The organism is Streptomyces sp. NPDC005774 (genome assembly GCF_042871645.1).
GTDB lineage: Bacteria > Actinomycetota > Actinomycetes > Streptomycetales > Streptomycetaceae > Streptomyces > Streptomyces pratens.
In genome coordinates, this window is record NZ_JBIAIV010000124.1 from 1 (window position 1) to 2,847 (window position 2,847).

The 2,847-nt window shown below is 72.9% G+C and carries 6 protein-coding genes; 1 reads left to right on the top strand and 5 read right to left on the bottom strand.

Annotated features, from left to right (window positions below):
- Nucleotides 1-100, bottom strand: a 100-nt coding sequence (locus tag ACFYQA_RS39315; protein WP_388928630.1) for a biotin carboxylase N-terminal domain-containing protein, incomplete at its 3' end; no start/stop codon positions are given.
- A gap of 364 nt (nt 101-464) precedes the next feature.
- Between ACFYQA_RS39315 and ACFYQA_RS39320 the strand changes: the two genes are divergently transcribed.
- Nucleotides 465-1,052, top strand: coding sequence for a hypothetical protein (locus tag ACFYQA_RS39320; RefSeq protein WP_388928622.1), 588 nt, complete (start codon nt 465-467; stop codon nt 1,050-1,052).
- On the opposite strand, the gene ACFYQA_RS39325 is transcribed toward ACFYQA_RS39320, so the two are convergent.
- The 4 genes from ACFYQA_RS39325 to ACFYQA_RS39340 all read right to left on the bottom strand — a co-directional run.
- Entirely contained in the window at nt 1,021-1,647 is a 627-nt protein-coding gene (locus ACFYQA_RS39325) for a Maf family protein (protein ID WP_388928624.1), read from the bottom strand. The two genes, ACFYQA_RS39320 and ACFYQA_RS39325, sit on opposite strands and share 32 nt — an antisense overlap.
- A gap of 289 nt (nt 1,648-1,936) precedes the next feature.
- Nucleotides 1,937-2,065: a morphogenic membrane protein MmpB gene (gene mmpB / locus ACFYQA_RS39330; protein ID WP_332430272.1), complete on the bottom strand. Its 129-nt coding sequence runs from the start codon at nt 2,063-2,065 to the stop codon at nt 1,937-1,939.
- A gap of 126 nt (nt 2,066-2,191) precedes the next feature.
- Nucleotides 2,192-2,404 (bottom strand): acyl-CoA carboxylase subunit epsilon, encoded by a 213-nt coding sequence (locus ACFYQA_RS39335; protein ID WP_388928626.1) that lies wholly within the window; start codon nt 2,402-2,404, stop codon nt 2,192-2,194.
- A 17-nt stretch (nt 2,405-2,421) separates the two neighbouring features.
- The coding region (locus tag ACFYQA_RS39340; RefSeq protein ID WP_388928628.1) for a carboxyl transferase domain-containing protein at nt 2,422-2,847 on the bottom strand (426 nt) is incomplete at its 5' end.

Genomic DNA, 2,847 nt, shown 5'->3' on the forward strand with positions numbered 1-2,847 from the left:
GGTCCGCGTAGACGGCCACGCTCGAGATGCCGGCATCCCGACAGGCTCGGGCCACGCGGACAGCGATTTCGCCACGGTTGGCGATGAGCACCTTGCGCACGATTGAGGCTCCCTCCTTGAAACAAGCCGAGTTTAGGGACTGCCGACACGGCACTGCGACCCGTCCCCACTGGTGAGCTTGCCCACACGGAGCGTGATTCGAGGCTCGCTCGACCCGCGAAATCCCATGTCGCACCTTGGTGCGCAAGACTCCTCCGGGAAACCCTAGCCGTCCCATGTGGTCAAGGTCTCTGTGAGAGCGTGCTGCGGCCCACTCCGTTTTTTTGTCGAGTCCCTACGAATGGCCCAATGATTCTTTGCCGTTCGCGGGACCCTTGTCCCTGGCTTTACTTGTCAGTAACGTTCGCGCCGCCTCGAATGTACTCGGGGTAACCGCAGTCGTGCTCGGAAGTGGGTGGGGGCCGGTGGTCCGCAGGCCGGTGGCGTGGATCGTGGCACTCGTGCTCTTCGCCGAAGGGCTCGGCGTCGCCGCCCTGAACTGGTTGCTCGGGGTCGTCGTCGACCGGCAGGACATGTCACTGGCCGGCCTCGACCCGCACATGACGTCGGTGTCCTCGAAGGCCGCCGGCATCGTCTTCGGGCTCTACTTCGCCCTGTGCGGCCTCGTCGCGCTGCTGGTCGCCCTGCGCGACCGCGCGCCCTCCGGGGCAGGCCGGGCCCTGCTGATCAGCGCCGCCGTGGTGCACGCGCTGCTGGGTGCCTTCGTGTGGGGGCTGGTCGGCGTGTCCGCGTTCCTCTCCATGGCGATGGTGCTCGCCCTCATCGTGCTGCTCCTGATGACGTACGACCCCGAGGGCCGTCCCGGAGGGCCCGCCGATGCCGCCGGACCCACAGGGCCCGCCGATGCCGCCGGACCCACCGGACCCGCCGATGCCGCCGGACCCGCCGGACCCGCCGGACCCGCCGAATCCGCCGAATCCGCGGGCGGGGGCGAGGGAGACGGCGCCGACGGGTCCCCGGTCACCTCTCCGGCGGCGCCCACAGTTGCGTGATGCCCACGCCCAGCCGGGCCAGCAGACGGCGCACCAGCGGCAGGCTGATGCCGATGACGTTTCCGTGGTCGCCGTCGATGCCCTCGATGAACGGGGCCGAGCGGCCGTCCAGGGTGAACGCCCCCGCGACATGGAGCGGTTCGCCGGACGCGACGTAGGCGGCGATCTCCTCGTCCGAGGGCTCGCCGAAGCGGACGACGGTCGACGCGGTGGCGGAGGCGTACCGGCTGCCGTCCGCGGTGGTGTCGTAGACGCAGTGGCCGGTCTGGAGGATGCCCGCGCGGCCCCGCATCGACTTCCAGCGCGCGGTGGCCTCCTCGGCGTCCGCGGGCTTGCCCAGGGCCCGGCCGTCCAGCTCGAGCACCGAGTCGCAGCCGATCACCAGGGCGCCCAGGACCTCCGGCTTCGCCGCGACCACGGAGGCCTTCGCCTCGGCGAGGGCGAGGGCCAGTTCGGCCGGGGTGGGCGCGGTGACGGCGTTCTCGTCGACTCCGCTGACGATCACTTCGGGGGTGAGTCCGGCCTGGCGGAGCAGTCCGAGCCGGGCGGGGGACTGGGAGGCGAGCACGAGCCGACGGCGGGGCTGATCTGTCATGCGATCAGCGTATCGGCGGATCCGCCCACCGGCGTGGGGGGGGGGGGGGGGGGGGGGGGCCCGGCCCCCCCCCCCCCCCCCCCCCCCCCCCCCCCCCCCCCCCCCCCCCCCCCCCCCCCCCCCCCCCCCCCGTACGTANNCCGGGGGGGGGGGGTGCGGGGTTGTGTACCCCGCGCCGGGGGGGGGTTTTTTATTTATTGAGGGCGGCGGGGGGGGGGCCCCCCCCCCGGGGGGGGGGGCGGCCCCCCCCCGCCCGCCCCCCCGACGACCGCACGCCTCACTGCACGCCTCACCGCACGCCGATCACGATCATCGCCAGCACCATGGCCAGTGCCACGAGAACGCCCAGCCGTCGCAGCATCTCCTGCGCATCCCGCAGTTCCTTCGGCGGCTCGTTCTCGGGGTCGGACCACAGCATGCTCTCCATCGTCCGGCCGCCCGTCCCGGCACCGCCTGAGTACGCGTACTCAACTTCCCGGCATGCCGGCGCGGTCATCACGCGGGGCCCGCCAGCCCGGCCTGATCCGGACGACGGACTCGGGCCCTAGGCCCCCGGCCAGTACGTCCGCGGCCAGGCCGCCGGCCCCGGCCGGGGCAGGAGCCGGCCGGCGAGGCGGGACGGGTCGGACCAGGAGTCGCGGGGGGCGGGCGCGCCGGACGGCACGGCGGACGCCGCCGTGGCGCGGGCTCGGATCACCGCGAGTGCGGCGGCGAGTTCCTCCGGGGTCGGGTTGCCCCGTACGACCTTGATCGTCATGGTGGCTCCCACAGGTTTCAGAGGGGGATGTTGCCGTGCTTCTTGGGGGGCAGGGATTCCCGTTTGGTGCGCAGCTGACGCAGCCCGCGGACGATGTGGCGGCGGGTGTCGGACGGCATGATCACCGCGTCGATGTAGCCGCGCTCGGCCGCCACGTAGGGGTTGAGCAGCGCGTCCTCGTACTCCTGGATCAGCCGGGCGCGGGTGGCCTCGGCGTCGTCCGATGCGGCGATGGTGCGGCGGTGCAGGATGTTGACGGCGCCCTGGGCGCCCATCACCGCGATCTGCGCGGTGGGCCACGCCAGGTTGAGGTCGGCGCCCAGGTGCTTGGAGCCCATGACGTCGTACGCGCCGCCGAAGGCCTTGCGGGTGATGACGGTGATCAGCGGGACGGTCGCCTCCGCGTACGCGAAGATCAGCTTGGCGCCGCGCCGGATGATGCC